Below are 20,405 nucleotides of genomic sequence, written 5' to 3' on the forward strand. Positions count from 1 at the left end.
GATCACCGGTACGGGCGGGGCCTCGCGCATGGTGTGCGGCGGCGTGCGGCGCGGGCGCTCAGTGCCCCTCGGGCTCGGCTCCGGCCGCGTCGTCGCCGGCGGCCGGGGACTCGGACTGCCCGGCCTCCTCCGAGGCGCCCGCGGACGGCGAGGACTCCGACCCGGGCGCCGAAGGCGAACCGGAAGGCGTGCCCGAGGAGGTGCTGGGCGACGGTGCGACCGTCGGGCCGAACTTCGCGTAGTCGCCGTGAGCCGGCACGACCGTCGCACGCAGCGAGATCTTGCCCGTACGGCTCAGGTCGAACGACACCGGCTGTGCGTTGCCGTCCCGCACGGCACTCGAACCGGAGGCGGGCAGCACGGCCGAGGCGTTGTCCTTGCCGCCGAGTGCGAGCGAACCGCCTGCCGGCACCGTGAGCTTCCTCTCGCCCTTCGCCGGCTCCAGCTTCACGCGGACACCCGCGCCCTGGACGGTGATGGCCGCGAGGGTCTCGTCCTTGGAGCCCTGGTTGAAGATGCGGCCCGTCACGGCAGAGGGGCCCTCTCCCTTGTCGGGCGTGATGATGTTGACGTTCTGGATCTTGATGGAGCCCTGGGAGGTCGCGGCGTTGTCCGGCTTGACCTCCAGCGTCTGAGCGTCGTTCCCCGCGGCGCATGCGGACAGTGTCACGACGGCGAGCGCGAGGGCTGTGGCGGCAAGGGTGCCGCGTCGAATGCTGCTGCTCACGGCGGCGGCAACTCCTGGGCGAGCTCTGGCGGCCGAACTACGGGACGGTCGCGGGCGGATACGTTGATCTGTGGCGCGGCTCAGATTACCGAGGCCTTCCCGCGGCCCCGCACCCGGCCCTCGTGCCGCGCGCCGTTCGGGCCCCTGCGTACGCGGGAGCGCGCGGCGTCCGCACGCCCGGTGAGGACCTTTCCGGGGAAAGAATGCGAACGCCCTGTGAATTGATCAGCGGAACTGCTGATCAATTCTTGGGAAAGTCCGGGAAGAGGTGAAGAGAGCCGAACGGGCGACGACTTACAGTCGGACAAAACGGACGGCTGACACTTTCTGAAGCACCCTCTTCAGAGGTGTCCGTTGTGTTTCGGTGTGCGTTCAGAAGTGCCCCGACCTGCGAATACCTGTTCCAGATGGCTGGCCGCAGCACGTAACAGGGCCGCTTGTCAAGCCCCGAGATGCGTCCTGACCTGCGAAAACGCCATTCAGAAGAGCCCGATTCCGTGTTACTCTGGATAGCCACGGAAGGGGTACCTGACACATGACGTTCAAGGTTGGCGACACCGTGGTCTATCCCCATCACGGGGCCGCGCTGATCGAGGCTATCGAAACTCGGCAGATCAAAGGCGTGGACAAGACCTACTTGGTTCTGAAGGTTGCGCAGGGCGACTTGACGGTTCGTGTGCCAGCGGACAATGCGGAGTTCGTGGGCGTACGAGATGTGGTCGGTTCGGACGGGCTGGACAGGGTCTTCGAGGTGCTCCGCGCACCGTATGCCGAGGAGCCGACCAACTGGTCCCGGCGCTACAAGGCGAATCTCGAGAAGCTTGCGTCCGGCGACGTGATCAAGGTGGCGGAGGTCGTCCGCGACCTGTGGCGCCGCGAGCGTGAGCGTGGACTCTCCGCCGGTGAGAAGAGGATGCTCGCCAAGGCCCGCCAGATCCTGGTGAGCGAGCTCGCCCTCGCGGAGAACACGAACGAGGACAAGGCAGAGGCGCTGCTCGACGAGGTTCTCGCTTCCTGACCGCGCGAGCGACGGCGGAGCGGGCGGGGCGACCGACCGACCTGCCGGCCGGTGAGCAAGGCGAAGGTCAGTGGCGAGAGCCCAGCGTGAGCGAGCAGCAATGAGCAAGTCTGAGCAGTAGTAGAGCAAGGCTGTGCCGCAGTGCCCGAGTGACGACGTCAGTCGCCGGGCGCTGCGGCATGTCCACGCTGCGGCATGTCCACGCTGCGGCATGTCCACGCTGCGGCATGTTCAGGCACTGCAAGCGACCACCGGCAGCGTTCAGTAACCTCACTACTGCTCGCCGTGCCGGAGTCCGGCGCGGACTCGACGTCTGCCAAAGGCGTGCCGGGCCCGGGCAGTCGCCTCGACCGGAGTTCACGGAAGGGCCGGTCAAGGCTTCGCGCCCGGCACGCCCCCGACCTGCGTCGGGGGTACGCCCAGGCCATACCCACACCGGCTGAGGACACAAACCTGAACGTGGAACCGATGTCAATCCAATCCGCGGGCGAGTCGCATTCCGGCCGCCCGGACGGAGCAGGCAGCAACGCCGGGCGGGCCGGGCAGGCCCGGCAGGCCGGAAAGTCTCCGGCCGCCCGGCCCGCGTCCGGCTCCGCCACCGCCCCGGCCACCGATCCCGGGACCGACCGTTCCGGACACCGCACCGCCGCCGTCATTCCGGCCGCCGGGCGCGGCGTCCGCCTCGGCCCCGGCGCCCCCAAGGCGCTGCGTGCGCTGAGCGGTACGCCGATGCTGGTGCACGCTGTGCGAGCGATGGCCCGCTCCCGTGCCGTCTCCCTCGTCGTGGTTGTGGCACCCCCCGACGGTGCCGACGAGGTACGTCGTCTCCTGGACGAGCACCTCGCAGCCGCGGAGACCCTGACCGACGTCGTGGTCGTCCCCGGAGGCGAGACGCGTCAGGACTCGGTACGGCTCGGCCTCGAGGCGCTCCCCGCCGATGTCGACTCCGTGCTGGTGCACGACGCGGCCCGTCCCCTGGTGCCGGTCGAGACCGTGGACGCCGTGGCGGCGGCCGTACGGGAGGGGGCGCCCGCCGTCGTGCCGGCGCTGCCAGTCCCCGACACCGTCAAGGAGGTCCGGGTCCGCCCGGCCGGCGAGCCCGAGCCGGTGACGGGCACTCCGGAGCGTTCACGGCTGAGGGCGGTGCAGACGCCGCAGGGCTTCGAGTTGAAGGTGCTGGCCGCGGCGCACGCCCAGGTGGCCCGCGAGGGCGACGGGGCGACGGACGACGCCGGCATGGTGGAGCGCCTCGGCGTCGAGGTCGTGGTCGTCCCGGGCCACGACGAGGCGTTCAAGGTGACGAGACCGCTGGACCTGGTGCTCGCCGAGGCCGTCCTGGCGAGGAGGCGGGCGACCGATGGCTTCTGACCGGCAGGCCCGGGAGCTGCCCCTGGTGGGCATCGGCACGGACGTGCACGCCTTCGAGGAGGGGCGCGAGTTGTGGTGCGCCGGCTTGCTCTGGGAGGGGGAGCGCTGCGGCCTGGCCGGGCACTCCGACGGCGACGTCGCGGCGCACGCCGCATGCGATGCCCTCTTCTCCGCGGCCGGCCTCGGCGACCTCGGCGCGCATTTCGGCACGGACCGCCCGGAGTGGGCCGGTGCGTCCGGGGTGGCTCTGCTCACGGAGGCCGCGCGCATCCTGCGGGCGGAAGGCTTCACCGTCGGCAACGTCGCGGTCCAGGTCATCGGCGTCCGGCCCAAGATCGGCAAGCGGCGGGACGAGGCCCGGCGGGTCCTGTCCGACGCCGTCGGCGCCCCGGTCTCCGTCTCCGGTACGACGACCGACGGCCTGGGCCTGACCGGCCGCGGCGAGGGCCTCGCGGCCGTGGCGACGGCACTGGTGCTGCCACCTTCGGAAGCTGCCGCTGGGCCGCGGGTGTGACAACTCGGCGGGGCCCGGAACACCGTGCCCCGCAAGCCGGTTGACGGAATGACACGGCATGGCACGGCCTGACACGCGCATGCCGCGGACACCGACGACGCTCCGAGAGAAGGCGATCCCAGTGGCAGCAGCACAGCTCTCCGACGACCTCAAGCAGGTTCTGGACTCCCCCGTCTTCGTCCACCTGGCGACGATCCAGCCCGACGGAAGTCCCCAGGTGTCACCGGTGTGGGTGAAGCGCGACGGGGACGAACTGCTCATCTCCACCACGACCGACCGCCGCAAGACCCTGAACCTCCGGCGCGATCCGCGCGTCAGTGTCGTGGTGCAGCCCGCTGACAGCCCGTACACCTACGCGGAGATCCGCGGCACCGCGACGCTCACCACCGAGGGCGGCCCGGAACTGATCGACGAACTGGCGCAGAAGTACGTGGGCAAGAACTACGCGGAGTTCAACCCGAGTTCGGCCCAGGATGCCGAGAGGGTCGTCGTGCGCATCACACCCCGGAAGGTCGCCGGGCGCCTCTGACAGACCTGACACCCGCCCCCTGGACTGCGTGGCGCATGCCGGGAAGCCGACGCACGCCCGGTGTGCGGGACACCCGGCCTCACGGGCCCACTACCCTGGTCGCGTGAGCATTCGCCTGTACGACACCAGCAGCCGGCAGATCCGCGACTTCGTCCCCCGGACGCCGGGCCATGTCTCGATCTACCTGTGTGGTGCCACGGTGCAGGCAGCCCCGCACATCGGGCACATCAGGTCCGGCCTGAACTTCGACATCATGCGCCGCTGGTTCACCCACCGCGGCCACGAGGTCACGTTCGTGCGGAACGTGACGGACATCGAGGACAAGATCATCGTTAAGGCGGCGGAACAGGGCCGCCCCTGGTGGGCCATCGGCTACGACAACGAGCGCGCGTTCAACGCCGCCTACGAGGGCCTCGGCTGCCTCCCGCCCACCTACGAGCCGCGGGCCACGGGCCACGTCCCCGAGATGATCGAGATGATGCGCGTCCTCATCGACAGCGGCCACGCCTACGCGGCGGACGGGAACGTCTACTTCGACGTGCACTCCTACGACGGCTACCTCCAGCTGTCCAACCAGGAACTGGACAACCTGCTCCAGCCCGAGGGCGAGGGCGAGACCGGCAAGCGCGACCCGCGCGACTTCGCCATGTGGAAGGCGGCCAAGCCCGGCGAGCCGAGCTGGGAGACACCGTGGGGCCGCGGCCGTCCCGGCTGGCACCTGGAGTGCTCGGCCATGGCGCACAAGTACCTCGGACCGACCTTCGACCTGCACGGCGGGGGAGTCGACCTCGTCTTCCCGCACCACGAGAACGAGATCGCGCAGTCGAAGGCGTTCGGCGACGGGTTCGCGCGCTACTGGGCGCACAACGCCTGGGTCACCATGAGCGGCGAGAAGATGAGCAAGTCGCTCGGCAACTCGGTGCTCGTGAGCGAGATGGTCAAGCACTGGCGCCCCATCGTGCTGCGCTACTACCTGGCTTCGCCGCACTACCGATCCACCATCGAGTACAGCGAAGAGTCGCTGCGCGAGGCGGAGGCCGCCTTCGGCCGCATCGAGGGCTTCCTGCAGCGGGCGGGCGAGGCCGTCGGCGAGGTGGCTCCGGCGGGCGACGTCCCGTCGGCCTTCGCGGAGGCGATGGACGACGACTTCGGCGTTCCGCAGGCGCTGGCCGTCCTCCATACGACCGTCCGGCACGGGAACGCCGCCATGAGCGGGGACGACAAGGAAGCAACGGTGAAGGCCCTCGCGGACGTACGGGCGATGCTCGGCGTCCTCGGCCTCGATCCGCTCGACCCGCACTGGCAGTCGACGGCGACGGACGCCGGGCGGGGCGGCGAGCTGCGCGAGGCCGTGGACTCACTGGTCCGTCTCGTGCTCGACCAGCGGCAGGCGGCGCGACAGCGCAAGGACTACGCCACGGCGGACGCCATCCGCGACGAGCTGAAGCAGGCGGGCCTGGTCATCGAGGACACTCCGTCGGGGCCGCGCTGGGAGCTCGGCGGCAGCGGCAGCCACTGAGCCGTGCCCGCGGCCGCCCGCGGGGAGGGCCGGCACTGATCCACTTCTTCGGTGGGCCCTGTCCTCCGGAATAATGGCGGCAGCCGGCGATTACCCGCGCGCCGCGAGCGTGCGAACGCCCGCCGGCACGGCAGCCCGTCGGCAGCCGGGCACCAGGGCCCAACGCCCCGCCCGGTGACCCGGCAGACGAATCAGCAAGTGACCAGCAGAGAAGCAGGTGCCCGATGGCCGGGAACAGCCAGCGCCCCAACCGGCGTACGTCCAACAAGAAGGGCGCGCAGGTCGGCAGCGGCGGCAAGCGGCGCCGCGGGCTCGAGGGCAAGGGCCCCACGCCGCCCGCCGAGATGCGCAAGGGACATGCCAAGCAGCGCGCCGCGCAGGCCAAGGCCCGGCGCTCGCAGGGGCGTGCGCGCAAGGTCAGCGGCAAGAGCGCCTCGGAACTGGTCGTCGGCCGCAACTCGGTCGTCGAGGCGCTGCGCGAGCGCGTACCGGCGTCGACGCTGTACGTGCAGCAGTTCATCGAGAACGACGACCGGGTGCGCGAGGCGGTGCGTCTCGCCGGCGAGGCCGGCAGCATCAACCTGATGGAGGCGCCCAGGCCCGAGCTGGACCGCATGACGAAGGGCCTGCACCACCAGGGTCTTGTGCTCCAGGTCCCGGAGTACGAGTACGCGCACCCGGACGATCTGGCGGCCGCCGCCTACGACGAGGGCGAGGACCCGCTGATCGTCGCGCTCGACGGGATCACCGATCCGCGCAATCTCGGCGCGGTCGTCCGCTCCGTCTCGGCCTTCGGCGGGCACGGTGTCGTCGTCCCGGAGCGGCGGGCCGCGGGAATGACGGCGGGGGCGTGGAAGACCTCCGCGGGTACGGCGGCGCACACTCCGGTCGCCCGTGCCGCCAACCTCACGCGTGCGCTGGAGAGTTACCAGAAGGCCGGGATCATGGTCGTCGGTCTCGCTGCCGACGGCGACGTCGAACTCCCGGAGCTGGACGCCCTGGACGGGCCGGTGGTGGTGGTCGTCGGGAGTGAGGGCAAGGGCCTGTCCCGGCTGGTGGGCGAGACCTGCGACGTACGCGCACGGATCCCGATGCCGGGCGGCGCGGAGTCGCTGAACGCGGGTGTGGCCGCAGGCGTGGTGCTCTACGAGGCGGCGCGGCGCAGGAGTTGACGGCCGCGAGGCGGAACTTGGGACCGGGTCCGGGGCCCGCCTCGCGCCGCGGGCCCGGCATCGCCGTCGGCTCGACCGCCTTGACGGGCCTCGGACAGATCGGGGCGGTCGAGGCAGTGTCTTAAGCGTCCGTCACTCGGTTAGTGGAGTGTGGACACCAGAACACCCCGCACGCCCGACCCCTCGGGCCGGCGTCCTGGGGACACCCAACAGGGCGGCCCGAGCGGTTTCTTCGACGACGAGCCCGGGCTGAGCACGGTCAAGGTCCCCTCCGACCCGGCAGAGGTCGTCGTCACTCACGCGAGCTTCCGTGTGCAACTCGCGCCGCCCGCCGCCGAGTCCGTCACCACCGGTCCCGTTCCTGCCATGTCCGGCATCAGCACCTCGGGAACGTTCCCGGGTGCGGCGCCCGGACCGTTCCCCGCCAACGGTCCCGAAACAGCGGGGTCTTCGCCCGGCACGACGACCGGCACCTCCGTCGCATGGGGCGCGGGTGCCGACGCCGACGACACCGGGGCGACTGGGCTGTACCAGGCGGCGCGCCCCGGTCACCGGGGGACCACGGAGTCCGCCGCCTCCACGACCCAGGTGCTGCCGCGGATCGACGAGGACACTCTCGCCCCGCCGACGGTCGTCGGCCAGCGCGGTGCGCGCTCCGTCGAGGCGACGCAGCCGCAGTCCCTGCTGCACGGGGTGCGTCCCACGCACGGAGCCTTCGACGGCCCGGAGCCCGGCGCCTACGACCCGTACGGCGAGTACGGCGAGATCGGCGACGTCCGCGAGCGCCGCGACTTCGGCGACACCGGCGACTTCGGCGAGTACGCCGACTTCGCCGAGTACGGGGAAAGCGGCGCGTACCGCCGCCGTGGGCGGCAGCCCCTCGCGCCCGGGGACCCCGAGGAGGCCGAGGGCCGCTCCGGCTCCCCGGTCCCGGCAGCCGCAGGAACGCGCCGTCAGGCGTACTACCCGGGCCGCCGGATGAACCTCGGCGTCGTGCTGCTGCCCATGCGGATCTTCCTCGGCTTCATCTCGGTCTACGCCGGGATGGGCAAGCTGTGCGACCCGGTCTACTTCGACGGCGACGCACGCGGCTCCATGGTGACGTGGCTGCGTTCGCTCGAACCGTGGCCCATCGCGTCCCCGCTGCGGGACTTCGCCCTGGCGCACCCCGTCGGCTCCGGGCTGACGGTGGCCTTCCTCCAGATCATCATCGGCGTGCTGACGGTGTGCGGCCTCTGGCAGCGGGTCGCCGCCGCCGTCGGCGCGCTGCTGTCGGCGGCGCTGCTGATGACGGTGAGCTGGAGTTCGGGCCCGGCCTACGAGGCGCCGGACATCATCCTGCTCGCCGCGTGGAGCCCGCTGCTCATCGCGGGTGCGCCCGTCTACTCCGTCGACGGCAGGCTCGCCGCCGACGCGTGGCGCAAGCTCGGCCCGCGAGCCGAACTGCGGGACCTGCGCCTCCGGGTGCTGCGCCGCGGCGCCGTGATCGCGTCCGTCGTCACCGGGATCGCGATGCTGACAGGTTCGGTGCTGGGCGGTGCCGTACGGTCCGCGCACACGGCCAAGGTGCCCGAGCCCGGTGGCCCGCCCGTCAACCAGCTGCCCGGCTCGCCCCTCCCCAAGGACCCGGACGACCGCACCGACAGCGGGAATCCGGCCGGCGGGCATACACGCGGCGCGGACGCGGACGAGGGCCGCTCCGGCGGCCCGTCCTCGTCGGCCACGCCCGGCGACCGGCACGGGGGCACGTCAAGTCCCAGCCAGCGCGAGACCGTGCAGGTGCCGCGGGAGGCCGCCCCCGGTGCGCAGCCACCGCGGCAGTCGGCGCCCGGCGCCCAGGCCACGCAGGGCGGCGGCGCCAGTTCGGGCAGCAGCGCCGGCGGTTCGGACGGCGGCTCCAACTCCGGTGGCGGCGGCGGGGGTTCGTCGTCCGACGATGGCGGCGGCAGCTCGTACTCGGGTGGCAGCGGTGGAGGCCTGGGCGGCCTCCTGGGCTGACTTGCGCAACCACCGGCCCTGTGCCGGAGGACGCGGGAGAAGTGCCGGAGAAAACGCGGGAGAACCGGCGCCGCGTGACGACGGCGGGCATCGCAGGGAGCCCTCACGGCCTCTGGGGGACTCCCTGCGCCTCCCTCAACTCCTTTGCCGCCTCCTCCAGATCCTTGGCGGTGTCGATGGCCCGCCAGTAGGCCCCCTGCGGCAGCTGGAAGCCCGCGAGCAGGCGCTCGCGGGCGAGCCGCGGGAACGTCGTGCGCTCGTGGTCGCCACGCTCCGGCAGCATCCCGGCGAAGGACGAAGAGAACACGTACACACCGGCGTTGACGAGGTACGGGGACGGCGGAGCCTCGATGAAGTCGAGGACGTGACCGAAGGGATCGGTCTCCACCGCCCCCCACGGGATGCGCGGACGGGCCAGCGCGAGCGTCGCGACGGCGTCCCGTTCCCCGTGGAACGCGGCCATCTCCCGCAGCGCGAAACGCGTCCAGATGTCCCCGTTGGTCGCGTACCAGGTCTCGTCGGGCCGGGGCAGCGAGGCGGCCGCGTACTTGAGCCCGCCGCCGCGGCCCAGGGGCTTGTCCTCCACAACGACCTGGGTCCGAGGCGGAGTTCGCCCCGCGGGCACCGGAATCTCGGCCTTGGCAAGCCAGTCGCTCAGCACATCGGCCAAGTGGCCGCAGGAGACGACGACATCGGTGACACCCTCGGCGGCCAGCCAGGCCAACTGGTGCCCGATGATGGGGAGTCCGGTGCCCGGGATCTCGACCATCGGCTTGGGGCGGTCGTCGGTGTACGGACGCAGCCGCGTCCCCTGGCCACCGGCCAGGATCACGGCTTGCGTGGGGAGCTGCATCATGCAGCGCACCCTATGCGGGACGCCCGCCCTGCCTCCGTCGGCAGGGCGGGCCGTCAGCACATCAGAGGTTCGGTGCCGGTGGCATGCCCGTCTCAGTGGATCCGGGACACGCCGGTGGCGAAGGACGTGTCGCAGACGGGACGCGAGTAGCGGTTGGCGCGCTGCACACTGCCGTACTTCTGCACGGCCGCACGGCCCAGCGCCCGCGCGATCGACGCGCAGTGCCTGGCCAGGGAGGGGCGTTCCGCCATCTCCGCCTGGAGGCCGGTCAGCGCCACTCCCGGGTCCTTCTCCTGCAGTTCGGCGACGAGGCGGTCGCGCAGCACGTCCTGAGGAGCACGCGAGGTCGCCTTCGTGGACGCCTTGTGCTCGGAGGCCGTGAGCATCTGCGTGCCGGAGGACGAACTCCACGGGACGCGGGCCACGGCAAGCGTCCCGGACAGGACGAGGACGACAGGGAGGACGAGAGCTAGAGATCGGCCGATTCGGCGTGCTGCGTGGTTCACGGCAGCGATCGTAGCGAAGAGTGGTGATTTGGCGACATTCGGTCACCCTGCCGAGCGACGGCGCACGGGCGCGTTCCGCGCGGGTGTTGACGTGTGGAGCGAAAATGCCCGGAAAAACGCCAAAAGGAGCCGTACGCCCGCCTGTTGCGGAGATGTACGGCCCCTTCGGCTGCGTCAGGTACGTGTGTGCGTCAGTCGCTGAGACGCTCACCGCTGGAGCTCGAGAAGACGTGCGTCTCGCCACCGCGCGGCACCACGTTCACGACGGCACCCTTCTCGGGCACCTGCCGGCCGGAGACACGGACGACCAGGTCGCAGTCCTCGCCGCCGACGCTGGCCGTGCCGTAGATGTAGCCGTCCGCGCCGAGTTCCTCGACGACGTTGACCGTGACCGCGACACCGGCGGGCTCGTCCTTGGAGACGGCCGTCGCGGAGCCGTCGCCGTTGACGAGGTCGAAGTGCTCGGGACGGACGCCGACCGTGACGGTCTTGTCGCCCTTGTCGACGGCGGCCGTCAGCGCCTCACGCTCGACGGGCACCACGCTGTTGCCGAACTTCACGCCGCCGTCGGTGATCGGCACCTCGACGAGGTTCATGGCGGGGGAGCCGATGAAGCCGGCGACGAAGAGGTTCGCGGGACGGTCGTACATGTGCCGCGGAGTGTCGACCTGCTGCAGCAGCCCGTCCTTCAGGACGGCCACCCGGTCGCCCATGGTCATGGCCTCGACCTGGTCGTGGGTGACGTACACGGTCGTGATGCCCAGGCGGCGCTGGAGGCCGGCGATCTGCGTACGGGTCTGCACGCGGAGCTTCGCGTCGAGGTTCGACAGCGGCTCGTCCATGAGGAACACCTGCGGCTCACGCACGATCGCGCGGCCCATCGCCACACGCTGACGTTGACCGCCGGAGAGCGCCTTGGGCTTGCGGTGCAGGTAGTCGGTGAGGTCGAGTATCTTCGCCGCGTCCTCGACCTTCTTGCGGATCTCGGACTTGTTCACGCCCGCGATCTTGAGCGCGAAGCCCATGTTGTCCGCGACGGACATGTGCGGGTAGAGCGCGTAGTTCTGGAACACCATGGCGATGTCCCGGTCCTTGGGCGGCAGGTGCGTGACGTCGCGGTCGCCGATGCGTATGGAACCCTCGTTGACGTCCTCGAGACCCGCGAGCATGCGCAGAGAGGTGGACTTGCCGCAGCCGGAGGGGCCGACCAGCACGAGGAACTCGCCGTCCTCGATGTCGATGTTGAGCTTGTCGACCGCGGGCTTGTCGCCGCCGGGGTAGATCCGGGTAGCCGAGTCGTACGTGACCGTAGCCATGATGCTGTCTCCTTCACCGGCAGGTACGTGCCGGACGATCCGTCGTAAAGGGAGTACGTTTCACTCATGTGAACGTGCGGTGACGCTAACCCGCCGGTGTGCGTCTTGTCAGCACTCCAGCAGCAACGAAACCGCATCGCGGCCGCCCGTCACGGGGTGGGTACACTGCTCGGTGCGCGCAGCCCGCCGCCTTAGCTCAGCTGGTTAGAGCATCTGTCTTGTAAACAGAAGGTCGTCGGTTCGAATCCGACAGGCGGCTCCAGAGAAGTACAGCTCAGGGGCCGGTTCCGATCACGGAACCGGCCTCTTTGATGTTGGTTGCTAATTGTCTTGCTAATTCGGGGGTCCGGGGCACGTGATGCGGAGGCCCGGGTTGGGACCCACCGGGGGCACGGTCAGATACAGAGCGTGACGACTTGTGGTGCCTGCTAAGCACTGCCCCCGGAGCCGAGCCTGGCTCCGGGGGCAGTTTCGGAACAGCAGGTGACTGAGACCTCGCAGGCGGAGCGGTGGGAGGTCCCGTTCTGCCCCTCGTGATCACTGGAGTGGAACGGGAAGACGACACAGGTGCCTTTATGCCGCCTGCTCCGCCGTGCGTCGCTCCTGACGACGGGTGGCTGGGCGCCATTTCGCCTCTCGCAGGCGCATGCCCACGATGGTGCAGAGGACGATCACGACGCCCGCACGAGCTCCTTACCTCCTCCGCCCACGGGGAAGGCAGCTGTGGCAGCCGTGGCCAGTCCCGCGAGGCCCAGCCAGACCATGGCGCCAAGACGGGCACGTGGTGGGCGCATCGCGCCCGAGTCCAATGGCCGTACCGGCGGGCAGGACTCGGGGCTGATCGCTCCCAGGCGCCGTCCCTGGGCGACAGGCCAGTCCGGTTCCCGCGGCATCCAGCCGCGTACGTACCGTGCCTCGTCGCCGCTGCCGACCACCAGGACGGCGGGCAGCATCTCGCCCTTCCGCCCGGGGCGTCCGCGTGGGGGCTCGCCGTCGGGTCGAGCCCAGTACAGCCATGCGCTGCGGCCGTAGAGGAGATCGGCGAGATGTTCGGTGTCGACGAACCGGCCGACGTACAGCTGGCGTTCCCCGTCCTCGGCATGCAGGCGCAGGCCCACTCCCACCTCGCGTTTGCCTTCCTCCGCCGTGCCTCTCAGCGTCACGCCGAGGGCCTGCACTCCACTTGTGCGAAGCGTCTCTGCTACGGATTCCTCGTCCTGAGACGGCTTCACCCTGCGCCGCAGCAACAGGAGCAGGCCACCTGTGGCAGCGGCCGCACAGATACCGAGCAGCATGCCGGACGGGCGGGTGCCGCCGTCCCGCAGCGCTTCCAGCTCGCCCCGTGTCTCCGTCAGTTGGGCTGCCTCATTGCCGGCACCGGGGGTGTAGAGGGCCCACAGCTTGGCGGTGGGCCGGACCGAGTCGGACGTCTTGATGCTGCCGTGCAGCAGTCTGTCGCTGGTGCTGCTCCTGGTGGCTTTGACCGAGAGCTCGGAGGTGTAGGTCGTACCGCCACCGCGGACAGGTGTGGAACGCTGCGCGGTCACCTCCACGACGGTCACCGGGATGATGCGCGCGGATCCGCTACGGGCGTCGGCCAGTTGGGGCGTGACGTGCTGGGCCGAGCCGAACAGCAGCAGGGCGACGGACAGCAGAATGAGCAGGACGCCGAGTTGCTGCCGCTGGGTGCGAGCCGGCCGCCAGCCGCCGACGAGGCGGAACCCCGCGGGTTCTGCCGGAGCGGGTGACGGTGGGACGTCCTTCACCGGCGCAGCCCCGCGCCGTGCTCCTGCCCAGGCCAGCATCAGACCGAGCAGGGATATCCCGAGACAGACCAGGACGTCCCACCGGGGAGCCGGTTCGACATACCGGAGCAGCAGGCACGCCGCGACACACGCGAGACCGCCCCAGCCTAGGGTTTTGCCAACGTCAGACAGCCTGATGGTCATAGCCTCCGCCCGGTTTCGGGAACGACTTCACTGCGTTCAGGTTTCCGTCCAGCACCGCGCCCCCTGCGCCGAAGGTGGCATTGACGGTCGCGTAGAGCGCTGACAGGGCATCGATGAGCTTCGACCATTCACTGATCATCTTCGCTGCCTGACGAGCGATCATCGCAGCTGCCCCACCTGTCACGATCAAACCGACCCCGGTAGTCGCAGCGCCCGTGCCCACGGCGATCTCGACACTGATCGCGATGGCCATGTCGCTGATGAGGATCAGTCCCGCCTTGAGGCCGTCGGCGAACTGCTGGATCTGGCCGGCGACGTCTTCGTATGCGGCTTTGAGATTGTCGAAGGCGTCGTCCGTGTCGTTCATTTTCGAGGTGAGCCTGTCGAAGTAATCCCAGCCTGTGTCTGCTGCGTTGCCGCGCCAGGTTTCGCTCAGGAGGTTGTTCCCCCTGTCGACGTTGGTGGCCATACTGCTGAAGAAGTTGCCCAGAGAGCCCCACGCGTTGGCGCAATCCCCGTAGCTTTCCCAGTCACCGGACAGCATCTTCGCCGCTTCGCCGAAGATGTCGAAGTTGAAGACGAACTTGATGGCCTCGTTGACGAGAGTCGACGGGCTCAGCAGGTCGAGACCGATACCGAGGAGTCCCAACGCAGGGTTCTTTCCTTCACCGGTGACGGAGTCCACTCGGGACCAGACAAGCCCGTCCATCCGTTCCGAGGCACCTTGCTGGATCTGCTCCCAGACACTGAGCTTGGGCTCGGAGAAGACGCTGGTCGCATCTGTGGTGTCTGAGAACCCTCCGGAGACGTGCGGCGTACCGGCGGGCAGGCCGCCACCCTTCGGGTAGGTAGCGTCGACCTTGGCGGCCTGGTCCCGGTCCGTCTTGCCGTAATAGCCCGCAGTACGGGACAGCTCCCGCTGGCACGCGTCAAGAGTGGATTCGAACGATGCAATGGCGGACTTCGCCTTCCCCAGGACGTCCTTGTGATGACCGACGATCAGTTGCCACAGTTGGCTCTCCCCTTCTTCGTCCACCGTGGCCTTGCGATCCAGGAAGCTTCGCGCCTCCGCCATATCCTTGTGCGCACGCTCGATCAAGGGCCCTGCTTGGCCACCAACGAACCCTGACGGGGGGAGAGTTATACGTGACTGAGTACTGCTACTCAGTCACATGTCCTCCGCTACTCGCACAGCGGCTACCGGGTGGAAGGTTGCGAACCTCACTGTCCGGGGGGCTCCCTGTGGCGCAAAAAAGGCACCGAGGGGATTTGCCTTCGTCGTGTCTGGTGTTCTACAAGACGTCATCCCGAGCGGGCTGGCCTGGGCCCGAGGCCGTAGCCTCCCCGACTGCGAGGGTCCGCGCGAAGGTCTCGGCGACATTGGTGTTGGGGCCACTGATGACGTGCGCGTAAACCCGGAGGGTGACCGAGGGGTCGCGATGTCCGAGACGTGCGGCCACCACGTGAACCGGGACGCCTGCAAGTAGGAGCATTGTGGCGTGCAGATGCCGGAGATCGTGGAGTCTCGCTCTCGGCAGCGGCGCGTTCGGCGGCGTTCCATCCCCCGGCTTGCTGTGGCTGGCGATTAGTTTGGTCATGAGCGAGGACACGGTGTCGGGGTGGATCTGCTCGCCGACTTCGTTCGCGAAGACGTTGGTCATCGGTGCCGACGGGAGCCATGCCGAACTTGGCGCGCTCGGCGTCCTGCATGGCGCGGTGCCGCTTCAGGACTTCGGCCGTCGTCTGGTCGATGCTGATGATGCGGCTGTGCCCCGTCTTTGTGGTTCCTTCGATGCGCTCACCGCTGACGTAACCGGTGGAGCCGCGGACGGTGATCTCATGGCCGTCCAGGTTGACCGCCTTCCAGCGGAGGAACAGCAGCTCGCCGCGGCGGGCCCCGGTGTATGCCGCAAGGTGAAAAAAGGCTCCGAGTCTGTGATGCGAGGCGTGCCGTAGGAACGCCCGGAGCTGAGCTTTCGTCCAGACCTCACCGGGCTCCAGGTCGTCGCGTCGCGGTCGCTTGGCACGTTCGACGGGATTTCGCGACAGCAGTTCTTCGACATCGACGGCGTCCCGGAAGGCCTTGCGGAGCACTGTGTGGACGTGGTTGATGGTGCCAGGCGAGAGCGGCCCGCCGTTCCTGCCTCCGTGCTCCCGCAGCTTCGTGTAGAGGCGCGTGATCGTCGCAGGGCGTACGTCCTGAATCGGCACGCCCCCTATATTCGGTACGACGTACTGCTTGATGATCCAGCGATAGCCGCTAAGCGTTCGCGGCTTGACCTCCACTGCGTGCAGATCAATCCACGTACCAGTGCGGCCCCTCCGCGCACGGGAGTTCGCGCAACGGCCAGAGGGTTCAGGGGGTTCGAGCACCGGCCAGGCAGGTTCGCGTACCGGCCGGGGCCGCGCAACGCCCGTCGGCCGGCGGCGGGTTCAGCGCCCCGCGTTCTCGCGGGGCGGCGCGATCGACTCGCGGGCGACGACGGGCATCGGCAGCAGCACCTCGGCCGACGGCGCCCTGCTCAGTAGGAGTTCGACCGCGCGGCGGCCCATGGCCTCGTGCGGCAGGGCGACGGTGGTGAGGCCCGGACGCAGGTAGGTGGCGATCTCGTCGTTGTCGAAGGAGACGACCGAGACGTCCCCGGGAACGCTCAGTCCCAGCTCGGCGAGGGCCTGGTACGCACCGAAGGCGAGGCGGTCGTTCAGGCAGAGCAGTGCCCGGACGTCGGGGCGCCGGCCGAGCAGTGCCAGGGTGGTCTCGTAACCGTGCTGCGGCTCCCATTCCCAGATGGACTCCTCGGCCACGAACTTCAGGTCGTGGTCCGCCATGGCGCCCCGGATGCCTGCGATCCGCCGGGCGACGGTGCTGGAGCGGAACAGGCCGCGCTCCGCCTCGTCGCTCTGGCCGATCAGCGCGATGCCCTTCGTGTGTCCCGCCTCGGCCAGGAGCTCCACAGCGGCCCGGCCGCCCGCCGCCTCGTCGGGGAGTACCGCCGTCGGGTACCGGGAGTTGGTGGCGTTGAGCATGACCGCGTCGGTTCCGTCGGGCAGTTCGGGCACGAACAGCTCACGTGCGCGCATGGTGGCGAAGATGATCCCGTCGACCTGGCGGTCGAGGAGCGCGCCGATCGCCTCGGTCTCGCGCCGGGTGTCGCCGCCGGTCTCCGTCACCAGCAGGACGTGCCTGGCCTGCTGTGCGGCGTCCAGCGCGCCCTGGATGAGCCCGCCGGCGAAGCGGGTGGTGGTGACCAGGTCGGAGACGAAGCCGATGTTGAGCGTCTTGTCGGTGCGCAGGCCCCGGGCCGCGACGTTCGGCCGGTAGCCCAGCTCGGCCGCCGCCGCGTGGACCCGCTGGTGGGCGTCTTCTGAGAGGCGGGTGTCCGGCCGTCCGTTGAGGATCATCGAGGCCGCTGTGGTGGACAGGCCTGCCCGGCGCGCAACGTCGGCGAGAGTGACTCGTTTCCGTGGCATCGCGCTCCTCCCCGCTCCTCTTCCCGTCCCCCGGAACGAGTGCGTCACGACTCTTGACAGGACGCCGTTCGCGCCGTGAGCCTAACACGCAGGCTAAAACCTTTTAGCAGTGGAGCGACGCGGACCGTCGCAGTCGGTCGCCGTGGTGTGGACGCCGCAGGACGGCCGTCTCCCACCCCGCGACAGCCCACCGCTCCGCGGAAGGAGTCGACATGGCAGACAGAGGCGGGCGACGCCGCCGCGCACGGTGCGCCCCGGCCGCGATCGCGGCGGCCGTCACCACGGGACTGGTCCTCGCGGCCTGCGCCCCCGGCGGAGGCGATGGTTCGTCGGACACGCCCGACGCCTCCGATGTCAGCACCGAGTTGACCAAGAAGAAGGTCAAGCTCACCATCGCCGACGAGACCGGGTTCCCGCTCACGGACAAGCTGACGAAGGAGTTCACGCGTCAGCACCCGAACATCACGTTCGACATCAACCGGGACACCTTCCAGAACCTCACGGCCAACGCCCCCCGGCTGCTGGCCAGTGACGACCCGCCGGACCTGATACGCCTGCCGACCATGGGCGAGACCGTGAAGGACGGCCTGCTCGCCAACCTCGACCCCTACTACAAGGCCTACGGCTGGGACTCCTGGCCCGAGGCCCAGCTCGAACCGCTCCGGATGAACAAGGACGGCGTCCGCGGTTCCGGCCCGCTCTACCAGCTCGGCCTGGGCTACAGCGTCACCGGCGTCCTGATGAACCTGAAGCTCGCGAAGAAGCTCGGCATCGACGAACCGCCCGCGACCCTCGCCGAACTGGAGAAGGACATGGCGACCGCCAAGGCGAAGGGCGTGCCCCCGCTCGTCGCCGGCGACAAGGACGGAGTGGTCAACTTCGTCGTCCAGGCGGCGATGAACCAGTACGCCGACAAGGACGAGTTCCTCTCCTGGATGTACAACAAGCCCGGCGCGAGCTACGACACCCCCGGCAACCGGAAGGGCGCGGAGCTGATCCGCAAGTGGGCGGACGCCGGGTACTTCCCGAAGGACGTCAACTCCGTCGACTACTTCACCTTCGTCAGCCGATTCTCCGACGGCAAGGGCCTGTTCACCTTCAACGGCAACTGGGAGGCCGCCAAGTACCAGAAGGCGCTCGGCGACGACGTGGCGTTCTTCCTGGTGCCGCCCGTGAAGAAGGGGGACAAGCACGTGGCCATGGGCGCCGCCAACTCCTTCTCCGTGGCCGCGAAGTCCCCGCACAAGGACGAGATGGTCCACTTCCTCAACTGGGTGCACACCGACAAGAGGGCCCGTCAGACAGTCCTCGACGTCTCGGGTGCCTCGGCCGGCGGCGACCCCTCCCTGCCCGAGCCCAAGGCCGAGGCGGGTTCGCTCGCCGAGTCGGCGCTGGAGATGTCGGGGCGGATCGTCGAGGAGAACGGGCAGGTGGACTTCATGGCGAACACCACCGCCGGGATCTACTCCGGCTCGATCATCCCGGAGTCCCAGCTCCTGGTGACGGGCAAGATCAGCGGCAACGAGTTCGTACGCCGCGTGCAGACCTTCTACGAGAAGGAGGTCGGCAAGCGATGACAACGGGCACCGCCCGCCGCCCCGTTCCGCGGCCGGCCGCGCCGGGGCCGACGAGGCCCTCCGCGCGGGGAGGGCCGGAGTGACCGGCGGGCCGGGCCCCGTGCGGGACGCCGGCCGGGCACGGCCCCGCCGGGCAGTGCCCCGCACGGGCCCCCGGTCCGGGGCGGCGCGCGGGTGGCTGCTGCTCCTTCCCGCCCTCGGCGCCTATATCGGCTTCGTCGTCTGGCCGCTGGTGATGGGCGTGCAGTACTCGTTCTACGACTGGAACGGCGTCGGCCGCGCCACCTGGGTGGGCCTCGGCAACTACGCCACGGTGTTCACCGACCCGGAGTTGCTGGGCGCGATCGGCAACGCGTTCGTGCTGCTCGTCTTCTTCACGGTGATCCCCGTCGGGGCCGGTCTGGCCCTGGCGACCCTCATCCGGTCACAGCGTTCGGGCGCGTTCGCGCGGGCGTCCCAGACGATCCTCTTCCTCCCGCAGGTCATCCCGCTGGCCGCGGCCGGTATCGCCTGGTCCTGGATGTACGCGCAGACCGGTGCGGTCAACGTGATCCTCCGGGCCTTCGGCCTGGACTGGATCGCCCGCCCCTGGCTGTCCGGCTACAGCACCGCGCTGCCCGCGGTGGGGCTGATCGGGTCCTGGGTGCTGACCGGTCTGTGCACCGTTCTCCTGCTGACCGGGATCGGGAAGATCGACCGCTCGCTCTACGAGGCCGCCCGCATCGACGGAGCCGGCTGGTGGCGGGAGTTCTTCACCATCACGCTGCCCGGGCTGCGCCAGGAGATCGCCGTCCTCGTCACCCTCAGCGTGATCGCCGCGCTGAGCACATTCGACATCATCTACACCTCGACCCAGGGCGGCCCCGGACGCTCGACGCTCGTCCCCGGCATCTCGATCTACCGGATCGGGTTCACCCAGAGCGACGTGGGACTCGCTTCGGCCTTCGGCATCGTGCTCATGATCCTCGTGGTGGCCTGTGTGCTGCCGGTCCAGCGCCTCGCCCGGGCGGACGACCGGTGAACACCAGCCGCACCGAGGCCCTGACCGGCCGCGTACTCCTCGTCCTCGCCCTGGTGCTGACGCTGCTGCCGCTGCTCAACATGGCCTCGGCGGCGCTCCAGCCGGCGGACGTCAACCCGACCGGGCTCGCCTGGCCCACCGACCCGCAGTGGGGCAACTTCGCCGTCGCCTTCGAGACCGGCCACGTCGGCAGGCTCATGAGGTCGAGCCTGCTGATCGTGGCCGGAGTGGTGCCCGTGAGCCTGCTCGCCGCCACCCTCGCCGGTTACGCCCTCGGCTCGCTGCGGGTCCGGGGCGGCGGAGCCGTGCTGATCTTCCTCGTCCTCGGGCTCACCATCCCGTTCGAGTCCCTGATCATCCCGCTCTACTACCAGTCGCAGGCCCTGGGGACGCTCAACACCCGGTGGGCGGTCATCCTGCCGCTGATCGGCCTGTTCATGCCGTTCGGCGTCTTCTGGATGCGCGCGCACTTCGTCAACGTCCCGAGGGAGCTGTCGGAGGCCGCCCGCGTCGACGGCGCGGGAATCTGGCAGGAGTTCCGCCGGATACAGCTGCCGCTCGCGGCGCCCGCCCTGTCCGCGCTGGCGATCCTCTACTTCCTGTGGACGTGGAACCAGTTCCTGCTGCCGGTGGTGCTCGTCGACAACCCGCTCGACCGGACGGCGGCGGGAGCGCTGACGTTCTTCCAGGGCCAGTACTCGCTGAGCATTCCGCTGCTGAACGCGGGTGCGCTGATCGTCATCACACCCGTGATCATCGTGTTCCTGATCTTCCAGCGCCAGTTCGTCAAAGCGCTGCTCTCCGGCGCCGTCAAGAGCTGACCGCTCAAGACCCCCGCGCTACCGCGACCACCCCCGCGACCAC

General features: G+C 69.7%; 18 protein-coding genes, 1 tRNA gene and 1 pseudogene. 11 read left to right on the forward strand and 9 right to left on the reverse strand.

All coding sequences use genetic code 11. The features are described 5' to 3' along the window. Nucleotides 1–58: 58 nt before the first annotated feature. On the reverse strand, nucleotides 59–727 hold the full coding sequence (locus EV375_RS21280) for a copper chaperone PCu(A)C domain-containing protein (RefSeq protein WP_130300945.1): 669 nt from the start codon (nucleotides 725–727) through the stop codon (nucleotides 59–61). Between the two features lie 535 nt (nucleotides 728–1,262). Here EV375_RS21280 and EV375_RS21290 point away from each other — a divergent pair. The 7 genes from EV375_RS21290 to EV375_RS21320 all read left to right on the forward strand — a co-directional run bounded on the left by EV375_RS21290 (nucleotide 1,263) and on the right by EV375_RS21320 (nucleotide 8,845). Further along, complete coding sequence (locus EV375_RS21290) at nucleotides 1,263–1,745, forward strand: CarD family transcriptional regulator (protein ID WP_016472332.1); 483 nt, start codon at nucleotides 1,263–1,265, stop codon at nucleotides 1,743–1,745. Nucleotides 1,746–2,213: 468 nt separating this feature from the next. Next, nucleotides 2,214–3,113 (forward strand): 2-C-methyl-D-erythritol 4-phosphate cytidylyltransferase, encoded by a 900-nt coding sequence (gene ispD / locus EV375_RS21295; RefSeq protein ID WP_130300949.1) that lies wholly within the window; start codon nucleotides 2,214–2,216, stop codon nucleotides 3,111–3,113. Next, nucleotides 3,103–3,627, forward strand: a complete 525-nt coding sequence (gene ispF / locus EV375_RS21300) for a 2-C-methyl-D-erythritol 2,4-cyclodiphosphate synthase (protein ID WP_130300951.1) — start codon at nucleotides 3,103–3,105, stop codon at nucleotides 3,625–3,627. The genes ispD and ispF overlap by 11 nt, the downstream gene beginning before the upstream one ends. Before the next feature lie 79 nt (nucleotides 3,628–3,706). Beyond that, nucleotides 3,707–4,156, forward strand: coding sequence for a PPOX class F420-dependent oxidoreductase (locus tag EV375_RS21305; protein WP_130302014.1), 450 nt, complete (start codon nucleotides 3,707–3,709; stop codon nucleotides 4,154–4,156). Nucleotides 4,157–4,259: 103 nt separating this feature from the next. Continuing rightward, nucleotides 4,260–5,675: a cysteine--tRNA ligase gene (cysS, locus tag EV375_RS21310; RefSeq protein ID WP_130300953.1), complete on the forward strand. Its 1,416-nt coding sequence runs from the start codon at nucleotides 4,260–4,262 to the stop codon at nucleotides 5,673–5,675. A 224-nt stretch (nucleotides 5,676–5,899) separates the two neighbouring features. Then, a complete protein-coding gene (gene rlmB / locus EV375_RS21315) occupies nucleotides 5,900–6,847 on the forward strand; it encodes a 23S rRNA (guanosine(2251)-2'-O)-methyltransferase RlmB (protein ID WP_130300955.1) in 948 nt (315 codons plus the stop codon). 150 nt (nucleotides 6,848–6,997) lie between these two features. Further along, entirely contained in the window at nucleotides 6,998–8,845 is a 1,848-nt protein-coding gene (locus EV375_RS21320; protein ID WP_130300957.1) for a DoxX family membrane protein, read from the forward strand. Between the two features lie 103 nt (nucleotides 8,846–8,948). Here the strand turns inward: EV375_RS21320 and EV375_RS21325 are convergent, their stop codons facing one another. The 3 genes from EV375_RS21325 to EV375_RS21335 all read right to left on the reverse strand — a co-directional run bounded on the left by EV375_RS21325 (nucleotide 8,949) and on the right by EV375_RS21335 (nucleotide 11,523). Beyond that, entirely contained in the window at nucleotides 8,949–9,701 is a 753-nt protein-coding gene (locus EV375_RS21325; protein WP_130300959.1) for a nucleotidyltransferase family protein, read from the reverse strand. 92 nt (nucleotides 9,702–9,793) lie between these two features. Beyond that, nucleotides 9,794–10,207: a hypothetical protein gene (locus EV375_RS21330; RefSeq protein WP_130300961.1), complete on the reverse strand. Its 414-nt coding sequence runs from the start codon at nucleotides 10,205–10,207 to the stop codon at nucleotides 9,794–9,796. A gap of 191 nt (nucleotides 10,208–10,398) precedes the next feature. Next, nucleotides 10,399–11,523: a sn-glycerol-3-phosphate ABC transporter ATP-binding protein UgpC gene (locus EV375_RS21335; RefSeq protein ID WP_130300963.1), complete on the reverse strand. Its 1,125-nt coding sequence runs from the start codon at nucleotides 11,521–11,523 to the stop codon at nucleotides 10,399–10,401. 185 nt (nucleotides 11,524–11,708) lie between these two features. Between EV375_RS21335 and EV375_RS21340 the strand changes: the two genes are divergently transcribed. Further along, a tRNA-Thr gene (locus EV375_RS21340) sits at nucleotides 11,709–11,785 on the forward strand. 409 nt (nucleotides 11,786–12,194) lie between these two features. Here the strand turns inward: EV375_RS21340 and EV375_RS21345 are convergent. The 5 genes and pseudogenes from EV375_RS21345 to EV375_RS21370 all read right to left on the reverse strand — a co-directional run bounded on the left by EV375_RS21345 (nucleotide 12,195) and on the right by EV375_RS21370 (nucleotide 16,943). Beyond that, nucleotides 12,195–13,289: a hypothetical protein gene (locus EV375_RS21345; protein WP_130300965.1), complete on the reverse strand. Its 1,095-nt coding sequence runs from the start codon at nucleotides 13,287–13,289 to the stop codon at nucleotides 12,195–12,197. A gap of 163 nt (nucleotides 13,290–13,452) precedes the next feature. Then, on the reverse strand, nucleotides 13,453–14,571 hold the full coding sequence (locus tag EV375_RS21350) for a hypothetical protein (RefSeq protein ID WP_130300967.1): 1,119 nt from the start codon (nucleotides 14,569–14,571) through the stop codon (nucleotides 13,453–13,455). A gap of 193 nt (nucleotides 14,572–14,764) precedes the next feature. Further along, nucleotides 14,765–15,133 (reverse strand): tyrosine-type recombinase/integrase, encoded by a 369-nt coding sequence (locus EV375_RS21355; RefSeq protein ID WP_130300969.1) that lies wholly within the window; start codon nucleotides 15,131–15,133, stop codon nucleotides 14,765–14,767. Nucleotides 15,134–15,242: 109 nt separating this feature from the next. Further along, nucleotides 15,243–15,845, reverse strand: a pseudogene (locus EV375_RS29850) (tyrosine-type recombinase/integrase); the annotation flags it as partial. 60 nt (nucleotides 15,846–15,905) lie between these two features. Beyond that, nucleotides 15,906–16,943, reverse strand: coding sequence for a LacI family DNA-binding transcriptional regulator (locus tag EV375_RS21370; RefSeq protein ID WP_130300973.1), 1,038 nt, complete (start codon nucleotides 16,941–16,943; stop codon nucleotides 15,906–15,908). Between the two features lie 212 nt (nucleotides 16,944–17,155). On the opposite strand from EV375_RS21370, the gene EV375_RS21375 reads away from it, so the two are divergent. The 3 genes from EV375_RS21375 (at nucleotide 17,156) to EV375_RS21385 (ending at nucleotide 20,362) form a co-directional block, all read left to right on the forward strand. Continuing rightward, nucleotides 17,156–18,520 carry an extracellular solute-binding protein gene (locus EV375_RS21375; RefSeq protein ID WP_130300975.1) on the forward strand — a complete coding sequence of 455 codons (1,365 nt, stop codon included), beginning with the start codon at nucleotides 17,156–17,158 and terminating at the stop codon, nucleotides 18,518–18,520. Between the two features lie 79 nt (nucleotides 18,521–18,599). Beyond that, the gene (locus tag EV375_RS21380; protein WP_486588620.1) at nucleotides 18,600–19,541 is read left to right on the forward strand and encodes a carbohydrate ABC transporter permease; all 942 of its coding nucleotides are present in this window, start codon (nucleotides 18,600–18,602) and stop codon (nucleotides 19,539–19,541) included. Continuing rightward, complete coding sequence (locus EV375_RS21385; protein WP_486588621.1) at nucleotides 19,538–20,362, forward strand: carbohydrate ABC transporter permease; 825 nt, start codon at nucleotides 19,538–19,540, stop codon at nucleotides 20,360–20,362. The genes EV375_RS21380 and EV375_RS21385 overlap by 4 nt, the downstream gene beginning before the upstream one ends. Nucleotides 20,363–20,405 lie beyond the last annotated feature (43 nt).

The organism is Streptomyces sp. CNZ301 (assembly GCF_004217425.1).